We start from the raw sequence: 21,055 nt of genomic DNA on the forward strand, positions 1-21,055 counted from the left end.
GAATCGACATGCGCGATTCGCCGTAAAATGGAAGCCCAATGTGTAACCTATGTCTCCCGACAAAGTGTTACCCATGTCTGCCGACTAAACACCCTTAGGGTCTGACCCCGGCCTTTCAACTGGGTTGGCTGTAAGATTTTCCCGTGTCGGTTACAATCCCGCCTATGTATATCGATTCCCACTGCCATATCAATTTCCCCGAGCTGGCTGCTCGCATGCCCGAGATTCTGGCCAAAATGGCCGAGAACAAGGTGACGCATGCCTTGTGCGTGTCGGTTGACTTGCCCGATTTTCCGCAGGTGCTGGCCTTGGCGGAGCAGTATCCGCATATTTTCGCTTCGGTCGGCGTGCATCCTGATTATGAAGAAACGCCCGAGCCTTCCGTGGACGACTTGGTGCGCCTGTCCGATCATCCGAAAATCATTGCCATCGGCGAGACCGGGCTTGATTATTTCCGCCTGACCGGTGACCTGGAATGGCAGCGCGAGCGCTTTCGCACTCACATCAAAGCTTCAAGAATCACGCGTAAACCCTTGATTATTCACACAAGAGCGGCCAGCGAGGACACGATTCGCATCATGCGCGAAGAGGGCGCCGGCGTGGCGGATGGCGGCGTGGCCGGCGTCATGCATTGCTTTACAGAATCCTTGGAGGTGGCGAAAGCGGCCATCGACATGGGCTTTTATATTTCGTTCTCGGGCATTGTCACTTTCAAGAGCGCGAAAGACCTGCAGGCGGTGGCGCTGGAAGTGCCGCTGGAGCGTATTCTGATCGAGACCGATTCGCCTTACCTGGCGCCGGTGCCGTTCCGTGGCCGCATGAATGAACCAGGCTATGTAGCCCATGTGGCGGAATATCTGTCGTCCCTGAAAGGCATACCGCTGGCCCAGGTTGCGGAGCAGACGACTGCCAACTTCTTCAAGCTTTTCAATCAGATAGCGTAAGGACTTCATGCAAACTCTCATGCGTCAGATGGTTGCTTCCGCCTTGCTGTGCGTTTCCACCGCAGTAATGGCGGCGCCCGATCCGGTCAGTTTTTTCCGTGCCGTGTCGGTCGACAACGCGCTCGGCGTGCGCGATCTGCTGCGTGAAGGCATGAATCCCAACCTTCCCGATCAGCAGCGCGGCGATATTGCACTGGTGATAGCTTTGCGCGACGACGCCGACAAGGTCTTCAAGGTCTTGCTTGACGCCCCGGGCATCGACCTCGAAGCGCGTTCGGCCAATGGCAATACGGCGCTGATGATGGCGGCCTACAAGCACAAGCGCGAAGCGGTCGACGCCTTGCTGGCCAAGGGCGCCAAGGTCAACCAGAGTGGCTGGACGGCGCTGCACTATGCGGCCTCGGCCGGTGACTTGCCGATCATGCAGGTTTTCTTGCAACGCGGCGCAAAAGTCGATGCTTATGCGCCAACGAATATCACGCCGCTGATGTTTGCCGCCCGCGAAGGCCAGGAAGCGGCTGTCAAGCTGCTGCTGGCCTCGGGCGCCGATGCCACCCTGAAAAGCAGCCACGGCTGGACCGCCGCGCAATTTGCGCTGGCGGCCGACAAGCCCGGCGTGGCCGCGATCATCGACAAGTTCCAGCAGGAACGTGGCCAAGAGCGCAGCCGCCGAAACTGAAGCGGCGGGCAACCATTTCCGAACTGGCACGCAATTCCCCCTCATCTCCGCAGATGGCGTTTGATCCTGATTGACGATAATGCTCGTGTCGCATTAATCAGGAGTCACGCAATGGGCAGTTCCTTTTTCGCCAGGCGCCGGCTGTTTTGCCGCCGGCCCGCACGCAGCCCATGCGATGTCACTGCTTTCTGGAACGACAAAATCGAACCGAACACGGAACCAGCCCCCACGAGGACACCCATGCTGAATGAACGCGAGATCGAGAGTTGTTACCTGGGGCAATTCATCCCCGTGCATTACCATCACAATATGCTGATGGACCAGAACCGCATGCATGGCTTCAAATCGGCCATCGATTATGCGGTCAGGCCGGGCATGAAGGTGCTGGAACTCGGTGGCGGCACCGGTGTGCTGTCGTGCTTCGCGGCCGCCAAGGCCGACAAGGTCTGGTGCGTGGAGTTCAATCCCGACATGGTCAAGGAAGCGCGCAAGATGCTGGCGCTCAATGCCAATGGCGAAAAAGTCGAAGTCGTGCATGCCGATGCTTTCGAATACCTGCCACCCGAACCGGTGGACGTCGTCATCTGCGAGATGATCCATGTCGGCATGCTGCGTGAAAAGCAGGTGGAAGTGATCGAATCGTTCAAGCGCCGCTACCTGGCCCGCTTTGGCGGCCCGCTGCCGCTGTTCGTGCCCGAAGCGGTGATCATGGCGGTGCAGCCGATGCAGCAGGAATACGATTTCGAAGGTTTCTATGCGCCCATCGTGCAGTTCCAGGAAACCACGGCGATCCACCCCGGCGTGCTGGAACTGGCGCCGCCGGCCGTCTACAGCATCATCGACTTCACCCAGCCCACCGACAGCCTGTTTGGATTTGACGGCAAGTTTGTTGTCGAGCGCAGCGGTACCCTTAACGCTCTGCGGTTCGTGACCAAGAATATCCTGGCGGTGGTGCCCGAGCGTTCGAGCACCATCGACTGGCTCAACCACTACATGTGCTTGCCGTTGCCCCAGGCCATGGCTGTCAAGGCCGGCGACGTGCTGCAGGTGAGCTTCCAGTACCGCGCCGGCGGCTCGATTCCTTCGCTGGAAGCATCGATGAACGTGCAAGTGCTGTACGACGTCAACCTGCAGCCGGCGCCGCAGACGGTCGTCTACGCCTGACGCTTCCTTGTTGTCGTGACAACGCCGCAGCATTTGCTCCTGCGGCGTTGCGCCATTCAGGGTATATTCCGTGTTTTACCCACCGGACAGCTTTATTACTATGGAACAGATCGATCAGCGCTACCTCGTGCAGCAAAACAAAATCAGCGACGGCGAGACCCGCCCGCCCGTGTTTGCCAAGGTCATGCGCAGCAAGGAAGGCGTTTTCGAGGGCGTATCGTTTATCAAATCAAAAGACAAGGCCACGGTGATGACGATTGCCGAAGCCAACCAGGCCATCAAATGGGCCACCGGCAAGAAGCCCAATGCCCATGAATACATCACCAAAGTGATTTGCGTCGGCCAGTAAGCCGCTACGCTTCATTCCCGTTTTTCGTCCGCCCGTCACGCCTGCCTGCAGTTCATCGCATTGCCGTTGCCGCAACGCCAGCATGTTTTTATAGTGATGGCTCAGTAGCGGGGCAAGCGCGGCTTGCTCCGCACATTTATTTCGGGAGACGATGATGCTGGGATTCGTGCTGTGGCTGCTGCTGTTGATCGTGTGCTGGCCGCTGGCCTTGCTGGCCCTGCTGCTGTATCCGCTGGCCTGGCTGCTCCTGCTGCCGTTCCGCCTGATCGGCATCGGCGTCGAAGGCGTGTTCGAATTGCTGCGGGCGATTGTGATGCTGCCGGCGCGCGTGCTCGGCGGTGGTAGCCGGCGCTGATCTTCACGTGCATAAAAAATGGCGCCCTCGGCGCCATTTTTATATTCTGGTCAGGGATCAGTAATCGACCAGGAAACCGCCGCCGATCGACTTTTGCGAATAGTTGTAGTCGATCAGGCTCTGGCCGTAACCGGAAAACACCTGCAGATAGCCCTTCAGGTTGGCTTTAAGGGGAAACGCCCAGCCAGCCTGGACGGACCCGTGCTTCGTGCTGAAGTTGCGGCGCATGGTGGCCGAGAACTCGTGGCCGTCATTGCGGTAGCTCACGCGCACGTCGCCGTGGCCCAGGTAGTCCGTGATGTCGATATTGTCATTGTCCGACTTGCCATTGTCCAGGCGTTTCCAGACGCGCGCCGTGACGGCCAGGTTGTCATGCTCCATGCCCAGTTCCGCATACAGGCGGTTCCAGCTGCGCGACAGGGTCGAGGTCTGGCCGTTCGACTGGTGTACCAGGCCGAAGTTGGCATATTTGAAATCCAGGCCGGCAATCGACTTGTTGATCGGCAAGATCAGCATGGCCTCAGGCTGGTAGTTGGTTTCGCGGAACGGGCTCGACGCCTTGCGGTTATACGCTTGCCAGAAACTTTGCTGCGTATAGCCGAGCCACAGATCGAATGGCGAGCCGGCGATATCTTCCAGCATTTTCATCTTGAAACTCAGCTGGTAGGTCAGTTCCACGTGCTGCGACTTGACACCACCCGGCGTGAACTCCTTGAACGGCTGGTCGTTCGAGGCGCTGCTGTAATTAGCCAGCAGCAGATAATTGTCGCGGTGCGGGCGCAGGTTGAACAAGCCGCGCTTCGATGGCTCGTCCAGCTCCCACGCTTGCGTCACGCGCGAGATCGGCGCTTCCGGCGGCGTGGCGCCGCTTTGGGCGACTGCAGGCACGGCCGCATTGACCGCGGCCGGCGTGGCCACACCGGCCGGATTGGCCGCCGTGCTGGGCGAGACGGCCTCGGCTGCGGCCAGGGTGGCGCCGGTGGCGTGCGCATTGCCGCCGGTGGCGATCGTCGCCGCTTCCACGGCCTTGGCCAGCACATCGAAGCAGCCCAGGCGGGCGCTGGCGTCACCGAGTACGGCGCAGCGCTGCATTTGTTGTTCCAGTTCGCCGGCAATGGCAAAGGCTGGCGAGGCCAGCAGAGTGGCAATGATTATTTTTCTTGGGTCGATTTTCATAGGGCTATAGGGACATGTCTGTAAATGCAGCGTGTTTTGATCTAGATTGAACTTTGTTAATCTTATTCACCAGAAAGTATAGCGGAAAGGCCCGCCGTTTCCGGTCTGCTGGCGTGCGCGGCCCTCAGTGTGTTGTACGCATGGTAAACATGGCCCCGCGCTCGCGGTCTGCTACACTGATACACCCGCATCGTTGATTTTCCCGGCCCTGGCAAGGAGATTGTGATGACCCGCAGAACTCCCATCGAACGCTACCGCAATATCGGCATCAGCGCCCATATCGACGCCGGCAAGACCACCACCACCGAGCGTATCCTGTTCTATACGGGCGTCAATCACAAGATCGGCGAAGTGCACAATGGCGCCGCCACCATGGACTGGATGGAGCAGGAGCAGGAACGCGGCATCACCATTACCTCGGCCGCCACCACCGCCTTCTGGAAAGGCATGGCCGGCAACTATCCCGAACACCGCATCAATATCATCGACACGCCTGGCCACGTCGACTTCACGATTGAAGTGGAACGCTCGATGCGCGTGCTCGACGGCGCCGTGATGGTCTACGATGCAGTCGGCGGGGTGCAGCCGCAATCGGAAACGGTCTGGCGCCAGGCCAACAAATACCATGTTCCCCGGATTGCCTTTATCAACAAGATGGACCGCGTGGGTGCCGACTTTTTACGCGTGCGCCAGCAGATCGGCGACCGTCTGAAAGGCGTGGCCGTGCCGATCCAGCTGCCGATCGGGGCGGAGGAACATTTCACCGGCGTGATCGATCTCGTGAAAATGCGCGCCATCACCTGGGACGACGCCAGCTTCGGCGTGCAGTTCAGCTATGGCGAGATTCCGTCCGAACTGCAAGGCCAGGCGCAGGAATGGCACGACAAGCTGGTGGAACAGGCGGCCGAAGCGACGCCGGAACTGACCGAGCGTTATCTCGATGGCGGGGAGTTTTCCGAAGACGAGCTCAGGCAAGCCTTGCGCGCACGCACCATCCGCAACGAGATCGTGCCGATGCTGTGCGGCAGCGCTTTCAAGAACAAGGGCGTGCAGGCGATGCTGGACGCGGTGATCGACTACCTGCCGTCGCCGGTCGAAGTGCCGCCCATCATGGGCCATGACGAGCACGACAACGAAGTCGAGCGCCATCCGGCCGACGATGAACATTTTTCGGCGCTGGCCTTCAAGATCATGACCGACCCGTTCGTGGGGCAGCTGACGTTTTTCCGCGTGTATTCGGGCGTGGTCAACTCGGGCGACATGGTCTGGAACCCCACCAAGAGCGCGCGCGAGCGGCTGGGCCGCATCCTGCAGATGCATGCGAATGAACGCAAGGAAATCAAGGAAGTGTATGCGGGCGACATTGCCGCCGCCGTCGGCCTCAAAGCGGTGACCACCGGCGACACCCTGTGCGCGCCCGAGCATATCATTGTGCTGGAAAAAATGATCTTCCCGGAACCGGTGATTTCGCAGGCGGTGGAACCGAAGACCAAGCCCGACCAGGAAAAGATGGGCATTGCCCTGAACCGTCTGGCGCAGGAAGACCCGTCGTTCCGCGTGCATACCGATGAAGAATCGGGGCAGACCATCATGTCGGGCATGGGCGAGCTGCACCTGGAAATTCTGGTCGATCGCATGCGGCGTGAATTCGGCGTCGACGCCAACGTGGGCAAGCCACAAGTGGCCTACCGCGAAACCATCACGCGCGCTGTCGAAGATATCGAAGGCAAGTTCGTCAAGCAGTCGGGCGGGCGCGGCCAGTATGGCCATGTGGTGCTGAAACTCGAACCGCTTGAACCCGGTACCGGCTATCAGTTCGTCGACGCCATCAAGGGCGGCGTGGTGCCGCGCGAATTCATACCCGCCGTCGACAAGGGCATACTCGAAACCTTGAAATCAGGCGTGCTGGCCGGCTACCCGGTGGTCGACGTGAAAGCCACTTTGACCTTCGGCTCCTACCACGACGTCGATTCCAACGAAAACGCGTTTCGCATGGCCGGCTCGATCGCCTTCAAGGAAGGCATGCGCAAGGCTGCCCCGGTATTGCTGGAACCGATGATGCAGGTCGAGGCGGAAACGCCGGAAGACTTCATGGGCAATGTGATGGGCGACCTGACGGTCCGCCGCGGCATGGTGCAAGGCGTCGACGATATCCCCGGCGGCTCAGGCCGTATCGTGCGCGCGCTGGTGCCGCTGGCCGAAATGTTCGGCTATTCGACCACCCTGCGTTCACTGACGCAGGGCAGGGCGACCTACACGATGGAGTTCAAGCATTATGCGGCGGTGCCGAAGCATATTCTTGACCAGGTCGCTGCCGGGAAAACCAGGTAGGTCGGATTAGCGCTTGCGCGTAATCCGACACCACCACCGGCCGTGCCAACAATGTTGTCGGATTACGGTCCTCCGGACCTAATCCGACCTACGGTATCTGCGGTTCAACACCGCTCAATGCGCAAGGTTTTGGGCAATAATCGTATCAGCAATCTTCTCCGCATCCCCCACCGGCTGGCTCAAGGCTTTGGTGGTATATAACGCTGACGCTACCATCGGCTGGTCCAACGTTGCGCCTTCCGCATGGCTGGTGTCGACCGTTACCGTGGTGGACAGGCCAATGCGCAGCGGATGGGCGGCCAGTTCTTTCGGGTCCAGCGTAATGCGCACCGGCACGCGCTGCACCACCTTGATCCAGTTGCCGGTGGCGTTTTGCGCCGGCAACAGCGAGAATGCGCTGCCGGTGCCGGCCGACATGCCCAGCACCTTGCCGTGGTACACCACCTTGCTGCCGTACAGATCGGTCTCAATGGTGGCTGCCTGGCCGATGCGGATATTGCGCAATTCCGATTCCTTGAAATTGGCGTCGACCCACAACTGGTCCAGCGGCACGATCGACATCAACGGCGTGCCGGGCGTCACATGGCTGCCCAGCTGCACGCTGCGCTTGGCTACATAGCCGGAGACCGGCGCGATCACGGCGTTGCGGCGCACGGCCAGCCACGCTTGCACCACGTCACCCTTGGCCGACAACACGGCCGGATGGCTGGCCAGGTTGACGCCCGCTACGCCCGCCTTGGCGGACTCGGCCTGGCGTTGCGCTACCATCAAGGCCGCTTTCGCATCGTCGACCGCCTGTTTCGCGTGGGCCAGGTCTTCACCCGAAATGGTGTGGTCGGCAGCCAGCGGCGCGCGGCGCGACAGATTGCCCTGGGCGGTGCTCAAGGCCAGACGGCGCTGTTCGATCACGGCGTCGTATTGCGCCACGCTGGAATAACGCTCGCGCTCCTGGCGCACCACCGTGCCCAGCCGTGCTTCGGCCTGGCGCAATGCCAGGTCCGCATCGATGGCGTTGAGGGTAATCAAGGGCGCGCCGGCTTTCACCATCTGCGTTTCGTCGGCGCGGATTTCATCGACATTGCCCGTCACCTGGGCCGACAAGGTGACCAAGTTGCCGCCCACATAGGCGTTGTCGGTGACTTCCTCTTTGGACAATACCAGGTTGTAATACACGGCCCAGCCCAGGCCGGCGAGCACGAAGGCGGCGGTAATGGCGATCAGCACGGTTTTGCGCTTGCCAGGGTTTTCGGTGGAAACAGCAGTGTTGTCGTTGCTCATGGTCGGTTCTCGTATGGATTATTTGGTCGTCGTGTCAGCTGAAGCAAAGTCGCTGGCGCCGCGGTAGCCGCCGCCCAGTGCCACGTTCAGGTTGATTTCAGCGTTCTGGCGCTGGTTTTGCAGCTGCATGCCCAGGTCTACCTGGCCGCGCACGGTCATCTCCGCATTGAGCACGGTGGCGCGGTCGGCCAGGCCCTGTTTCAACCTGGCATTGGCGTTACGCAACTGCGCTTCGCTGGCGCGCAGGCTCTCGCCCTGCAGGCGCAGCTGGTTTTCCACCCCCTGCACCCGCGCGCCCGCTTGCGCCACGTCGCGCACCACATTGAATACGTTCTGGTTATAGTCGGCGATCAGCTCGTTGCGTTCGCTGCGCGCGCCGTTCAACTGCGCCTGCAGGCGGCCGCTGTCGAACAGGGGCAGCGACAGGGCAGGCCCGACGAACAGGGTGCGGCTGCCGGCCTGCAACAGCTTGCCCAGCCGGATCGCGTCGAGTCCAAAGGAAGCGCCCAGGTCGATATCGGGATAAAACGCCGCCTGCGACGCCTCGATGCGGTTCAACGACGCTTCCACCCTCCAGCGCGCCGCCTGCAGGTCGGGCCGGCGCGCCAGCAATTCCATTCCCAGCTTGCCTGGCAGTGCATGTGGCAACGCCTGCGCCGCGCGTAGCTGCAGACCGGCCAGCGCTGTGCCGTCCGCACCCAGCAGGGCGCGCAATGCTTCGCGTTCGGTGACGATCTGGGTTTGCAGCAGCGCAATCTGCTGCTCGATCAGGCTTAATCGCGTTTGCGCGGACAGATGGTCGTCGTTGACGCCCAGGCCGTTGGCGATGCGCTTTTCCTTGTCCGTTACCAGGGACTGCTGCAAGGCCACCAGTGCATGCAGATTGTCCATGCGGGCCCAGCTGTTTTGCATGCTGAAGTAATGACGGGCGATCTCGGCGGCCAGCATTTGTTCGGCCATTGCATATTCGGCGCGGCGCGCATTGACTTCGCCCAGGGCCGAGGCGATCTGCGCCTTGTGCTTGCCCCACCAGTCGAGGTCGTAATGGGCTTGCACGGTAACGGCCGCTTCATTGTAGTAGTTGCCGCCGATCGGCGCCGGCGTCAGGCCGTTGGCCGAATAGCGCTGGCGGTTGACGCTGGCGCTCACGTCCACGCGCGGGTCGCGGTCCGCATGCTGGTAGTCGAAAGCGGACAAAGCCGAGCCGATGCGCGTATTGGCCACGTCCAGGCTGGGGCTGGCGGACAGCGCCTGTTCGATCAGGCCGTCGAGTTGACTGTCCTGGAACTGGCGCCACCACTGGGCGGCCGGCCAGCCCTCGCTGGCGAGATGGATGTCGGAGGCCAATTGTATCCTGGCCAGGTCTTGCTGCGGCAACACATGCGTGTCGGGCGCAATGCTGGCGCAGCCGGCCAGCGCCAAAGCAATGATGGTGCACGAGAGTTTCATGAGAGGTAGTTTGGACATGGGGTTACTCCATCGCCGCGTGGTCGACCACGACAGGCGCATTTTTCTTCGGTGGCTTGATCAGCAGCAGCAGTGGCAGCACCAGGATGGTCAGCCACATCATCATCCAGAAGTCGTCAAGGTAGGCGATCATCGACGCCTGCCGGTTGATCTCGCCATTCAGGGCCGCCATGCCGGAGCCGGTGGACAAATCAAACACACTGGCAATCGCCGGGTCATGCAGGGCCGGGTTGGCGATATTGATATGCTCGGTCAGCGACGCATGGGCAATCTGCGTGTTACGCACCAGCAAGGTCTGCACCAGCGCAATACCGATACTGCTGCCGATATTGCGCACCAGGCTGTAGATCGCCGTGCCTTCGGCCCGCATCTGCGGCGACAGGGTGGCAAAGGTGGCTGCGCTCAAGGGCACGAATACCAGGCCCAGGCCGATACCCTGGATAATGCCGTTCCACACCACGGTTTTCGGCACCAGGTCGAGCGTGAAATTGGCCATCTGCCACAGCGAAAACGCCGTGATTGAAAACCCCACGCCCAGCAGCACGCGCGTATCGACCTTGCCGGTCAGCTTGCCCACGATCAGCATCGCCATCATGGTACCCAGGCCGCTGGGCGCCGTGACCAGGCCGGCAATCGCGGCCGGGTAGTTCATCAGCCCCTGCAGCATCGACGGCGTCAGCGCACGGGTAGCGAACAGCACCAGGCCGACGATAAAGATGAACAGCAGGCCGCTGACGTAGTTCGAGTTTTTCAACAGGCGGTAGTCGAGGAAAGACTTGCCGGCCGGCCGCAAGGCCGTGTGCGCAATGAAGTAGCACAGGCTCATCGCCAGCACGATCGCTTCGATCCACGTTTCGGTCGACGAAAACCAGTCATTCTGTTCGCCCCGGTCCAGCAGCATCTGCAGCGCGCCGATCGACAGGCTCAGGGTGGCAAAGCCGAACATGTCAAAGCTCATGCGGCGGTTCGGCGGGTCCTTGCGGATATAGCGCCAGATGCCATAAAACGCCATCGCGCCGATCGGGATATTGATAAAGAAGACCCAGCGCCAGCTATAGCTGTCTGTCAGCCAGCCGCCCAGGGTCGGTCCCAGGATCGGTCCGATCATCACGCCCATGCCCCAGATGGCCATGGCCGAGCCGTGCTTTTCGCGTGGATTGATGTCCAGCAGCACCGCTTGCGACAGCGGCACCAGCGCCGCGCCGAACACGCCTTGCAGCAATCGGGCGGCAACGATCTCGGACAAGGTGCCCGACAAGCCGCACAGCACCGAAGCAATCGTGAAACCGGCTACCGAGACCAGAAAGGTTTTCTTCTGGCCGAAGCGGTCGCACAGCCAGCCGGTCAATGGCGTGGCAATCGCGGCCGCCACAATAAACGAGGTCAGCACCCAGGTGATCTGGTCCTGCGAGGCCGACAAACTGCCCTGCATGTGCGGTAGCGCCACGTTGGCGATGGTGCCGTCGAGCGCCTGGATGATGGTGGCGAGCATGATCGAGATCGTGATCATGCGCCGGTTGAGCGTGGGATCTTCCGAGGCGGGAAGAGGTGTTGCTGCGGTCAAGGCACTCACGCGGATTTCTCCGTCGCCGCCTGCAGTGCTTCAAGTAGTTCTGTAGCGGCCAGCAGCTGCCCCGCATCGATACCCTGCAGCAGCTCCTTGCGGAAACTGTCCGCTTCTTTGCGCACCGTTTCATACACTTGCATGCCCGCCTCGGTGAGTACCACCAGTTTCACCCTCCGGTCGAGTTCCGACGGCTGGCGCTGCACGAAGCCCGATTTCACCAGCCGGTCCAGCATCGATACCATAGTGGGGTTTTCCACCCCCAATTGATGGGCCAGCTCGCTTTGCGACGGCGGTTGCGGCGACTTGGCGATCATGGCGATGCACATCCAGCTGGCTTGCCCCAGGTCCAGGTCTTTCAGCCGCCGGTCGATCGCATGGCGCCAGCCGCGTGCGGTTTTGTGGAGCGCGGCAGAGAAGCGCTCTTCAATAGAAATCATAAGATAAGTCGTCTAATGGTTAGGTGTCTAACTATTATTTTACCACTAGGAAATGGCGAGTGTGTAGGGCTTTATGATTTTTGCGGACGCTGCTACATTCAGGGTTGGTTCACTTTATCGGGGAGTATGGTCATGGCGACAGCAGAGCAGGGCAGCAGCGATTTTGTTATCACCCACACGTTTGACGCGCCGCGCGAACTGGTTTTCCAGTCGTGGGTCGAACCGGAGCGGCTGGCCCAGTGGTGGGGGCCGGTGGGGTTTGAACTCAGCGTGCTGGCGCTGGAACTCAAGCCCGGTGGCATTTTTCATTACGGCATGCGGGCCGATAATGGGTATGAGATGTGGGGCAAATTTACCTATCATTTGATCGAGGCGCCGGAGAAGATTGTTTCGGTTTTGTCGTTTGCGGATAGGGAGGGGAATGTGGTGCCGCATCCGGTCAGTGCTACTTGGCCACTCAAAGCGCATAACACGATGACTCTTGATGAGGTTGATGGGAAGACAAGGATGACGTTGAGGTCGGTGCCGCATGAGGCTTCTGAACTTGAACATGCGACGTTCAAGGAAGGGCATGAGTCGATGAAGCATGGGTTTGGGGCCACTTTTGCGCAACTGGCAGCTTATCTTGCACGCGTTCAGTGAGCTAATGAGTTTGTTTAAGAACGGCGGGCCGGGGACGCGAACCTGAGAAAATGCCGATGGCTGCGTTGCGGCTCCTTGCCGTACTTGCGTACTGTCTTCGCCGCCACGCCTTGCCCTCGGCATTTTTCAGGGCGGCGTGTGTGGTTCGCATGCATTAAAACCTAGAAAGAGCGGGCCGGAGACGCGAGCCTGAGAAAACGCCGATGGCTGCGTTGCGGCTTCCTTGCCGTACATGCGTACTGTCTGCGTCGCCGCGCCTTGCCCTCGGCATTTTTCAGGCCCGCTTGGCCCGAAGCGCCCATGCGTGCAGGTAGGCACGGTTTATATGATACTAAGATCTTGAACAGAAGATTTCTTGGTGTTTGAATGTTTCTGAAGAAATTTCTCCGCAGTATTGGATGAACAACTTACAAGGTGACAGATTTATAGCCAGAGTCAGCGGTCAAAAATATTCTAGAAAACCTATTCGCAGGAACTTTTTCTCTTATTAATTCTATTAATCTATCCCACTCATCTTTAAGATATATGGTATTTAATGCGCAATCAACAATTAGAGTAGTGTTTTCAGGATAGTCTCCATTTTGCAATTTTAAAATTTTTGCGGTAATTGCATTTAATATGATTGCTGCCATATCGGGTATGTAGGACTGATTGGTGTAGACGGTTGCCTCTGATTCTACTTCCCTCATACCTCTCTTCCCCTTTCCTGCCTTGATCCCATCCAAACCAAAGCCTCCTCCCTTGGAGTTAAGTAATTCCCGCATTAAATGTTCATTTTTATGCACGGCCCGTGTGACCTCCAATGTTCCATTCGATGGCCAATCACCTTGTTCAACCATATTTCCCTTGGCTTCCATTTTTGCATCAAATGACTGATTCCCGTCAATCCATCTGATAGATATGTAATTTCCCACGCCATAAAATGTCTGGATGTATCTGCATATAGGTAGTAACTCTTCTATCAATGGTTTGATCGCTCCCCTGCGTTCCCTTAGCTTGTGCGATCCATCTGGTTGGCTGATAATCCCGTCAAAAAATAGATATGCTAGTCGACAAAATTCTAGCCCATCTAGTAATTTGTCATGGAAGGCTTCTAGCTCTGAATAAATTTTAACTACTGGCTGCATATATATCCTTAAAAACTGCGCCGCTAGAATTGCTACCTTTTTCTGCGTCAATCAATAACATCTGCCGTATCACCGGCAAAATCATATTCCAGGCCGGCGATGTCGCCGCGAGTTCGTCATAGTGACCGGCGCCTTTAAGTATCAATACCTCCACATGGTCTCCATGCCTTCACTGCCTTGGCCGCATAATTATGTGCCACGGTGCGGGGTCATCGCACGGTGCAGGGTCAGGTCTGCCATTCCGGTACGGGCTCAACATTAAATAATCTATCACTTCTCAGGCGGCCTCTGTACAACGTGTCAACGTGTGCATGTACGCAAGCCCACCAATGCCGATATCGTGTCTAAATGGCAGACCCCATCCGTGGGCCGACTAACGCTTGCCGGTATTTATGCCTTGCATGCGGCAGCCGCCAGCTTGGCAATGAAATCCTTCGGATCTTTTACAAAGCGCGCTGCCCTGGACGAACTTATGGCCTGCAACAGTATTTGCTTTTGAGGCTCGATAAACTGCTTTCCCTCGACGTCAAAGTAACAGTAACCAAGATGCTGGGCCACCGCGCATAGGGTATCGAGCATTTTGTCATTGTCCGCACTGACGTCCAGTCTTGCCTTGACGTCTACCGTGTCCGTCTCGTCAAAGATCAAATCGATACGCGTACCTTTTTCATCGCCAAGCACAATCCAGTCTTCCAACATCAGCCAGGGCGGACCGAAGCAGCCGAGCAAATTTTCCTGGATAGAGCGCGCATTCCTGAGCGGCAGGCCCGGTATGTCCAGTCCATCTTCGGTATCCGAGGGCATCGCTGCGCCTTGCGGCATAAGGAACAAATCAAATTGCCAAGCTGCCATTTCTCTCTTTCGTCTGTGTCGCTACGCCGGCGGAAAATCGTCATAAGACTTCGGCAAATACCCCCAAATCCTCAGCACATCCCCACGCACTTCGAATTCCAGACCGATTTTCCTGACCACACTCGATATTTCTTCCGTATGGTCGATATAGGTACGTGCCAGCAGCATGCCTTTTGATGGTTCCAGTTCCTTCAAGCCGATATCGAACCATTCGACCAAGGCGAACGGGAAGGGCAGGTGGTAAAGCCACTCCACGTCCCAGCCGGAGGTAAAGCCTGTCACGGCCTTGTAGCGGTACGACGGCCACCAGTCTTCGCGTTCGCGGAAGTAATGGATCAGCTCGTCCCACTTCGTATTGTTGGCGGCGCTGGCCAGGTTGAGTTTGGCGACGGCGGCGTTGATCTTCTTGCGGATCGCATCGTTATGGCCGATGCCGGCGGTGGGCAGTTCAGGCATGGCTTATCTCCGTTCTTATCTCAGTTGCGGTGGTGTTGCGCGGTGTGGCTTCTTCGTGGAACAGGTCGGCCAGGTATTCGCACAGGTCGGCTTCGGCCACATCGGCGGGCACGATAAAGTCGGCGGGCCGGCGTTTGCCTTCGGCGCCCAGGTAGAAGGCATGCCATGCGCCGGGTGCGCCTTTGATGGCGATCAGGACGCCGAAGATATTGAATTTCAGTGTTTTCATCGGCTGTCGCTTTGCAGGCCCAGCATCTGCCGTATTACCGGCAAAATCATTTTCCACGCCGGTGACGTCGCCGCGATCTCGTCATAGTGGCTGGCGCCTGGCAGTATCAGCACCTCCGCATGGTCGCCGGCCTTCACGGCCTTCGCTGCATAATCATGCGCCACGCGCGGTGGGGAAATCGTGTCGAGTTCGCCTGTAATCAGGACGGTGCGTGTGCCGTTGGGGATCAGGTCGGCGGCGTTGGTGTCGCTGTAGATGTCGGGGCGGTCTGTGCTGGCGCTGCCAGCCAGTTGCGCGATGTCGCGGTCGCAGCTGCTTTTTATCAGTTTTTCTTCATGGCGCAGGTCGGCCAGGCCGCCCAGGCTGATGATGTTGTCGATCGGCAGAAAGCTGTCGCGGTACAGCGGACTGGTTTTCGGCAGCTGGCTGCGGCCTGCGATCCATTGCACCAGCTGGCCGCCGGCCGAGTGGCCCATGGCGACGATGCGGCTGGTGTCGAGCTGATACTGGCTGGCATGGCTTTGCAGGCTGTCGAGCGCGGCATGCATGTCGTGGTAGGTGCCGGGGTAGCCGCCGCCTTCCTCGTCGACCCGGCGGTATTCGACGTTCCACACGGCGATGCCCTGGCTGCTGAGGGCGCTGGCGACGTTGCGCATTTGTTTGATGCCGCCGAACTGGACTGTCCAGCAGCCGCCATGCACCAGCACCACTACCGGAAACGGCCCGGCGCCGCTTGGCCTGAACAGCTGCGCGTATTGCGAGGGGGCCGGGCCGTAGGCTATCTGGGCCGTGGCTTGCTGGCCGTTCAGGGCCAGGTAGTCGTCGAGCGTCATTGGGGCGGCAACGGCGCCTTGTGCTGCTGCAAGCAGGGCGGTGGCGATCAGGGAGGAGGGCAAGGGCATCGGGCGGCTTTTCGGCAGATAAAATGAAAGCAACACTCTAGCATGGCGGCCATCGTGCAAAAACCTGCTTGCAGGTCGCATTTTTTAAAAACAGTGTTCTGTCTTGCATTCTAAGAAACTTTGCGCCGTGGTATATTTCAGCTTCCATCTCAGCCTTACGGATACGGTGCACGCACACGACATACTTCACTTGCTGGACGCGGAACACCGCGCGCTGGGCGCCATCGCGGCGGGCGCGGCACTGGACGACGCGCTGGCGCAGCTGTTGCTGGCGCTGCAAGGCGACGACGACGGTGATGGCGACAAGCTGCATGGCTGCGTGGCGCTGATCGACGAGGTCGACCGCTTTTGCGGCCTGTGCGCGCCCAGCTTGCCAGACGACCTGTGCCTGGCCTTGCGCCATGACGGCGGCGGGCCGCATCCTTCGCCGTTCGGCACGGCGGCGTTTACGGGCGCGCCCGTGTATTGCGGCGATATCGCGCGCGAACCGGGCTGGAGCGCCGGGCGCAAGGAAGCGATGCTGCATGGCTACCGTGCCTGCTGGGTCGCGCCCGTGTTTGGTGCGCGTGGCCATGTGCTGGGCGTATTGGGCCAGTTCTTCCAGGTAGCGCGCCACCCGACCCAGGCCGATATCGACAGCATGAGCGTGGCGGCGCGCTGCATCGCCCACGTGATCGAGCGGAGCCGGCTGGAAAAAATGGCTGGCCAGAATGCTGCGCTGGAGAATCGCATGATACAGCGCACGGCCGAGCGCGACCGCATGTGGCGCCTCTCGACCGATATCATGCTGGTGGCCGACTTGCTTGGCGTAATCATTGCCGTCAATCCGGCCTGGACCGCCATCCTCGCGCGTGCGCAAAACGACACCCTGGGCATGGATTTCATCAGCCTGGTGCACCCGGACGACCACGCGGCCACCATACAGGGCCTGGCGCAGCTGGCCGTCAGCGGCGCCACCTTGCGCATGGAAAACCGCTACCGGCGTGGCGACGGCGAATACCGCTGCATCGCCTGGACGGTGGTGCTGGCCGAACAGCTGATCCATGTCGTGGGACGCGACGTGACCGACGAGAAAGAGGCGCGCCAGGCCTTGCTGCGCAGCGAACAGGCCTTGTTGCAAGCGCAAAAGCTCGAATCGATCGGCCAGCTCACCGGTGGCGTGGCGCACGACTTCAATAATGTGCTGCAAATTATCTCGGGCAATCTGCAACTGCTGAAACTGACCGTGGCCGGCAACCCGCAGGCGGCCAGCCGCCTCGATTCGGCCGCATCAGCCGTCGAGCGGGGCGCGAAGCTGTCCTTGCAGCTGCTGGCTTTTGCCCGCCGCCAACCCTTGCGACCGCTGGCCACCAATCTTGGCCATTTGCTCGCCAGCATGCAGGAACTGATACGGCGCGCGCTCGGTGAGCTGATTTTCGAGGAAACTTTTATCAGCGTGGGCCTGTGGCATGTGCTGGTCGACCCGAACCAGATGGAAAACGTGCTGCTGAACATGGCCATCAATGCGCGCGATGCGATGGAGCAGGGCGGCCGGCTGACATTTTCCTTGAGTAACGTCACCCTGGACCAGGCCGCGACGGCCGGCCACGCCGACGCACAGCCTGGCCAGCATGTGCTGCTGACGATTACCGATACCGGCCACGGCATGGATGCGGCGGTGATCGAGCAGATTTTCGAGCCCTTCTTTACCACCAAGAAAGAAGGCGAGGGCACGGGCCTTGGGCTGTCCATGGCGTATGGCTTCATTCGCCAGAGCGGTGGCCATATCCGGGTGCAAAGCGCGCCCGGCGCCGGCACCACTTTCAAGATCTACCTGCCACGCTCGTTCGAGACGCTGGCCGACCTGCCGCAATGGCGCGCCGGCCCGGTGCTGGGCGGCGCTGAAACAATACTGGTGGTGGAAGACGATGGCGCCGTGCGCAATACGGTGGTTGACATGCTGCGCGGCCTGGGCTATGAAGTGCTGCACGCCGACGACGGCGACAGCGCGCTGCGCCAGTTGCAGGCCGGCGCCAGGGTCGACCTGCTGTTTACCGATGTGGTGATGCCGGGGAGCATCGACAGCACCGAACTGGCGCGCCAGGCCAAGCTGCTGCTGCCCGGCCTGGCCGTGCTGTTTACCTCGGGCTACACCTATAACGCCATCATGCAGGGCGGCCGGCTGGCGCCCAGCGTCGAGTTGCTGAGCAAGCCCTACCGGCGCGAGGACCTGGCGCGGCGCATCCGCCACCTGCTGGCCGGCCGCAGCACGGCCGGCGCGCCCGATCCATCCGGGCGCCGCGTGCTGCTGGTGGAAGACAATGACGATGCGCGCCAGATGAGCATGGAGATGCTCAACATGCTGGGCCACACGGTGCATGGCGCGGCCAGCGCCGAGGAAGCCTTGCCGCTGTTGTGCCTGCCAGGCCTGGAGATTTTGCTCACCGACATCAGCCTGCCGGGCATGTCGGGCCTGGAACTTGCGCGCCGCGCGCGTGAGGAATGGCCACGGCTGGAAGTGATTTTCGCGTCCGGCCACGGCTGGGCGGCCAGCCTGGCGCATGGCCGCCAGGCGCGGTTTTTGCAAAAGCCGTTCGGCCTGGAAGAACTGGCCGCTGCGTTGAAACGCGCCTAGTCTGGCTGCAGCGCCTGCTGCAATTGCTCGACCGAAAACGGCTTGAGCAGGAAGCGGGCTTCTGGGTCTTGCACGCCGGAATTGGCTGGCGCGTGGCCGGTGGAAAACACTACTTGCAGCGCCGGATGGTCGCGCGCCGCCAGCGCCGCCAGTTCGGTGCCCGACATGCGCGGCAAACTGATGTCGGTGAGCAAGATTTCCAGGCCCTGCATGGCCAGCAGCGGCAGCGCCTCTTCGGCCGATCCTACCGCCGTCACCTCGTGGCCCAGCATGTCCAGCAATTCGCTGGTCATGGCGCGCGCGTCGTCATTGTCCTCCACCAGCAAAATGCTGCGTCCGCCTGAGGGCGCGGCGGCCGGTGGCGCCTGCTGCTCCAGCTCCTGCTGCAGGCCGCTCACGTGCTGGCGATTGGCCAGCAGATGGCGGATGCGCCGCGCCAGGTCCTCGCGTCGGTAGGGTTTGCTGAGCAGTTCCACGCCCGTATCGAGCCGGCCGCCATGCATGATGGCGTCCTGCGTATAGCCTGAGGTAAACAGCACGGCCAGGCCGGGCAGCAGTTGCCGCGCCTGGCGCGCCATTTCCGTGCTGGCCACCGGGCCCGGCATCACCACGTCGGTAAACAACAGGTCGATCGGCACCCCGCTGGCAACGATATTGAGCGCACCCTGGCCATCGGAGGCCTTCAGCACGCTGTAGCCCAGGCCGCGCAGCATGTCGACCACGGTGGTTTGCACGTGTGGGTCGTCTTCCACCACCAAAATGGTTTCCTTGCCGCCAAGCACCGGCCCCGTCAGTTGCAAGGGCAGCTCCGTGACGCCATCGAGCGAGCGCGGCAGGTAAATGCGGAAGGTGGTGCCTTCGCCCGGGACGCTTTCGACGCGCAGGTGGCCGCCGCTTTGCTTCAGGAAACCGTAAGCCATGGACAGGCCCAGGCCAGAGCCTTCGCCTTCTTTCTTGGTGGTAAAGAAGGGCTCGAAGATCTTGTCAATCAGCTCGGGCGCGATGCCGCTGCCCGTGTCGCTGATGGCCAGCTGCACGTACTGGCCGGGCGCCAGGTCTTCACTGCCGTCCTGCGCGCAATCGATGGTGCAATTGCGCAGCGACACCGTCAGCCTGCCGCGGCCATCCATCGCGTCGCGCGCATTGATGGCCAGGTTCAGTATCACGTTTTCCAGCTGGTTCGGGTCGACCAGCACCTGCCAGGCGTCGTCGGCGATCTGTACTTGCGTGTCGACCGTTTCGCCGACGGCGCGCCGCAGCAGGTCTTCGGTCGAGCGCAGCAGGGCTTTCAAGTCGGTCACCAGCGGTTTCAGGGGCTGGCGGCGGGCAAACGCCAGCAGCTGGGCCGACAGCTTGGCGCCACGTTCGACGGCGGCGCTGGAACTGGCGATGCGCTTGGCCGCCAGCGGGTCGGCGCCGACGGTGATCTGCAGCAGTTGCAGATTGCCGGAAATAATTTGCAGCACATTGTTGAAATCATGCGCCACGCCACCTGTCAGCTTGCCCAGCGCTTCGAGTTTTTGTGATTGCAGCAGCGCCGAGACGCTGTGGCCCAGTGATTCCTGGGCCGCGCGCAAGGCTTGCGCCGCCGTTTTTTCTTCGCTGACGTCGCGCGCGCTGCAATAGATCTTGCCATTCTCCGGCACGGCCACCCATTGCAGCCAGTGCCAGCCGCCGGCCTTGTCGCGGTAGCGGTTTTCAAAGCGCAGCGCCGGCTGGCCCTGCAACAGCGCCTGCCATACTGCCAGCGTGGGCGCGCGGTCGTCCTCGTGGATCAAGCCCATGAACGGCATGGTGCGTATCTCGTGCTCGGTCCAGCCCAGGGTAGTTTCCCAGGCGGGATTGACATGCTCGAAGCGTCCTTCCAGGTTCAGCACGCCCAGCAAATCAGGGCTGATGCGCCAGGTCAGGCCGAATTCGCGCGTGCGCTCGGCCACTTGGCGTTCCATGTCCGCATTCAGGACCCGCAGCTGGGCCTCGGCCTGGGCGCGCAGCAAGCTGGCCCAGATGCGCTCGGACGCCTGCACCGCCAGCGCGATGTCGTCCGCCTGCCAGTTGCGCGCGGCACGGCTGTGCACCACGAACAGGGCGGCCAGCCGGCCTTCCTTGACGATGGGAATATTCAAGAAGGCGCGTATGCCCAGCCGTGCAAAGGTGGCCAGCGCACCCGGCGTGGCCGTGCGCGGGTCGCACGTCACATCGTCGACCGCCACCGGACGGTCTGCTTCGAGCTCGGCGGCCAGGCCGGCGGCGTATTCACCGAGGAAATATTCACCGGCAGCGCCCGGCGCCAGGCCGTCGCTCCAGGCATGCTGCAAGGTGGCATACCGCAGTTGCTGGCCGATATCGAAACAAGCCACTTGCTGGGCTTGCAATTGCTGGCCCAGCAGTTGCGCCGAAACGGATAGTATCTCGCCGGTGTCTTCCAGTTGGCGCAAGCTGCGGTCCAGCCGCAACAGGAAATCTGCGGAAACGATGGCCTCCAT

19 protein-coding genes are annotated in these 21,055 nt (G+C 60.6%); 8 read left to right on the forward strand and 11 right to left on the reverse strand.

Features of this window, described 5'->3' with window-relative positions:
- Nucleotides 1-164 precede the first annotated feature (164 nt).
- The 5 genes from AC0Z42_RS19615 (at nt 165) to AC0Z42_RS19635 (ending at nt 3,491) form a co-directional block, all read left to right on the forward strand.
- Entirely contained in the window at nt 165-944 is a 780-nt protein-coding gene (locus AC0Z42_RS19615; protein ID WP_485469859.1) for a TatD family hydrolase, read from the forward strand.
- Nucleotides 945-963: 19 nt separating this feature from the next.
- Nucleotides 964-1,623 carry an ankyrin repeat domain-containing protein gene (locus AC0Z42_RS19620; protein WP_485469860.1) on the forward strand — a complete coding sequence of 220 codons (660 nt, stop codon included), beginning with the start codon at nt 964-966 and terminating at the stop codon, nt 1,621-1,623.
- A gap of 240 nt (nt 1,624-1,863) precedes the next feature.
- Nucleotides 1,864-2,787, forward strand: a complete 924-nt coding sequence (locus AC0Z42_RS19625) for a class I SAM-dependent methyltransferase (RefSeq protein ID WP_485469861.1) — start codon at nt 1,864-1,866, stop codon at nt 2,785-2,787.
- A gap of 100 nt (nt 2,788-2,887) precedes the next feature.
- Complete coding sequence (locus AC0Z42_RS19630; protein WP_485469862.1) at nt 2,888-3,136, forward strand: hypothetical protein; 249 nt, start codon at nt 2,888-2,890, stop codon at nt 3,134-3,136.
- 154 nt (nt 3,137-3,290) lie between these two features.
- Nucleotides 3,291-3,491 (forward strand): hypothetical protein, encoded by a 201-nt coding sequence (locus AC0Z42_RS19635; RefSeq protein WP_485470047.1) that lies wholly within the window; start codon nt 3,291-3,293, stop codon nt 3,489-3,491.
- Nucleotides 3,492-3,548: 57 nt separating this feature from the next.
- On the opposite strand, the gene AC0Z42_RS19640 is transcribed toward AC0Z42_RS19635, so the two are convergent.
- The gene (locus AC0Z42_RS19640) at nt 3,549-4,667 is read right to left on the reverse strand and encodes a phospholipase A (RefSeq protein ID WP_485469863.1); all 1,119 of its coding nucleotides are present in this window, start codon (nt 4,665-4,667) and stop codon (nt 3,549-3,551) included.
- A gap of 225 nt (nt 4,668-4,892) precedes the next feature.
- Between AC0Z42_RS19640 and fusA the strand changes: the two genes are divergently transcribed.
- Nucleotides 4,893-6,998, forward strand: coding sequence for an elongation factor G (gene fusA, locus AC0Z42_RS19645; RefSeq protein ID WP_485469864.1), 2,106 nt, complete (start codon nt 4,893-4,895; stop codon nt 6,996-6,998).
- A 114-nt stretch (nt 6,999-7,112) separates the two neighbouring features.
- Here fusA and AC0Z42_RS19650 read toward each other — a convergent pair whose 3' ends face one another.
- From AC0Z42_RS19650 to AC0Z42_RS19665, 4 genes are read right to left on the reverse strand one after another with little or no spacing between them, the layout of a single operon-like run.
- A complete protein-coding gene (locus AC0Z42_RS19650; protein ID WP_485469865.1) occupies nt 7,113-8,276 on the reverse strand; it encodes an EmrA/EmrK family multidrug efflux transporter periplasmic adaptor subunit in 1,164 nt (387 codons plus the stop codon).
- An 18-nt stretch (nt 8,277-8,294) separates the two neighbouring features.
- The gene (locus tag AC0Z42_RS19655) at nt 8,295-9,743 is read right to left on the reverse strand and encodes an efflux transporter outer membrane subunit (RefSeq protein WP_485469866.1); all 1,449 of its coding nucleotides are present in this window, start codon (nt 9,741-9,743) and stop codon (nt 8,295-8,297) included.
- A 4-nt stretch (nt 9,744-9,747) separates the two neighbouring features.
- Entirely contained in the window at nt 9,748-11,253 is a 1,506-nt protein-coding gene (locus tag AC0Z42_RS19660; RefSeq protein ID WP_485470048.1) for a DHA2 family efflux MFS transporter permease subunit, read from the reverse strand.
- Nucleotides 11,254-11,312: 59 nt separating this feature from the next.
- A complete protein-coding gene (locus tag AC0Z42_RS19665) occupies nt 11,313-11,747 on the reverse strand; it encodes a MarR family winged helix-turn-helix transcriptional regulator (RefSeq protein WP_485469867.1) in 435 nt (144 codons plus the stop codon).
- Nucleotides 11,748-11,879: 132 nt separating this feature from the next.
- Between AC0Z42_RS19665 and AC0Z42_RS19670 the strand changes: the two genes are divergently transcribed.
- Nucleotides 11,880-12,389: an SRPBCC family protein gene (locus tag AC0Z42_RS19670; protein ID WP_485469868.1), complete on the forward strand. Its 510-nt coding sequence runs from the start codon at nt 11,880-11,882 to the stop codon at nt 12,387-12,389.
- 407 nt (nt 12,390-12,796) lie between these two features.
- Here AC0Z42_RS19670 and AC0Z42_RS19675 read toward each other — a convergent pair whose 3' ends face one another.
- The 5 genes from AC0Z42_RS19675 to AC0Z42_RS19695 all read right to left on the reverse strand — a co-directional run bounded on the left by AC0Z42_RS19675 (nt 12,797) and on the right by AC0Z42_RS19695 (nt 15,955).
- On the reverse strand, nt 12,797-13,516 hold the full coding sequence (locus AC0Z42_RS19675) for a hypothetical protein (protein WP_485469869.1): 720 nt from the start codon (nt 13,514-13,516) through the stop codon (nt 12,797-12,799).
- Nucleotides 13,517-13,906: 390 nt separating this feature from the next.
- Nucleotides 13,907-14,368 (reverse strand): hypothetical protein, encoded by a 462-nt coding sequence (locus tag AC0Z42_RS19680; RefSeq protein WP_485469870.1) that lies wholly within the window; start codon nt 14,366-14,368, stop codon nt 13,907-13,909.
- A 21-nt stretch (nt 14,369-14,389) separates the two neighbouring features.
- A complete protein-coding gene (locus tag AC0Z42_RS19685; RefSeq protein ID WP_485469871.1) occupies nt 14,390-14,824 on the reverse strand; it encodes a DUF6678 family protein in 435 nt (144 codons plus the stop codon).
- Nucleotides 14,817-15,053: a DUF7661 family protein gene (locus AC0Z42_RS19690; protein ID WP_485469872.1), complete on the reverse strand. Its 237-nt coding sequence runs from the start codon at nt 15,051-15,053 to the stop codon at nt 14,817-14,819. Before AC0Z42_RS19690 ends, AC0Z42_RS19685 begins: the two co-directional genes overlap by 8 nt.
- Nucleotides 15,050-15,955, reverse strand: a complete 906-nt coding sequence (locus AC0Z42_RS19695; protein ID WP_485469873.1) for an alpha/beta hydrolase — start codon at nt 15,953-15,955, stop codon at nt 15,050-15,052. The genes AC0Z42_RS19690 and AC0Z42_RS19695 overlap by 4 nt, the downstream gene beginning before the upstream one ends.
- A gap of 166 nt (nt 15,956-16,121) precedes the next feature.
- Between AC0Z42_RS19695 and AC0Z42_RS19700 the strand changes: the two genes are divergently transcribed.
- Nucleotides 16,122-18,569 carry a response regulator gene (locus AC0Z42_RS19700; RefSeq protein ID WP_485469874.1) on the forward strand — a complete coding sequence of 816 codons (2,448 nt, stop codon included), beginning with the start codon at nt 16,122-16,124 and terminating at the stop codon, nt 18,567-18,569.
- On the opposite strand, the gene AC0Z42_RS19705 is transcribed toward AC0Z42_RS19700, so the two are convergent.
- Nucleotides 18,566-21,055 (reverse strand): hybrid sensor histidine kinase/response regulator, encoded by a 2,490-nt coding sequence (locus AC0Z42_RS19705; protein WP_485469875.1) that lies wholly within the window; start codon nt 21,053-21,055, stop codon nt 18,566-18,568. The genes AC0Z42_RS19700 and AC0Z42_RS19705 overlap by 4 nt on opposite strands.

The sequence above is a fragment of the Janthinobacterium sp. 1L-D-8-B-C4 genome, assembly GCF_057291295.1.